Source organism: Nostoc sp. UCD121, assembly GCF_014222285.1.
Classification (GTDB): domain Bacteria; phylum Cyanobacteriota; class Cyanobacteriia; order Cyanobacteriales; family Nostocaceae; genus Nostoc.
This window is the reverse complement of sequence record NZ_JACKZS010000569.1, coordinates 1-276: the sequence shown is the minus strand read 5'-3', so window position 1 is coordinate 276 and position 276 is coordinate 1. Positions and strand designations below refer to the sequence as shown.

The following is a 276-nucleotide window of genomic DNA, read 5'->3' as shown; positions in this document are numbered from 1 at the left end:
TTAGTAAAAATCACCACTTTACTATTAGTTTTCCTTTTGATTGAGCTAGTCAGTTCTAAACCACTCATGTCGGGTAAGAGTAAATCAACTAACACAACATCAGGGTTGGTCTGTTCAATTAGCTGAAACCCTAGCTTTCCACTGGTAGCATCACCAGTTACTTCTATATCTGGAGATTGTGAAATAGCACCTTTGATGCCTAAGAGAGTGAATGTTTCTGGTTCAACAATTACTATTTTCAGCATGATGTTGATAATCCTCTAATAATAAATGGCT

1 protein-coding gene is annotated in these 276 nt (G+C 36.2%); it reads right to left on the bottom strand.

Features of this window, described 5'->3' with window-relative positions; all coding sequences use genetic code 11:
• The coding region (locus tag GNF10_RS37510) for a response regulator transcription factor (protein WP_185593370.1) at positions 1 to 245 on the bottom strand (245 nt) is incomplete at its 3' end.
• Positions 246 to 276: the final 31 nt, after the last annotated feature.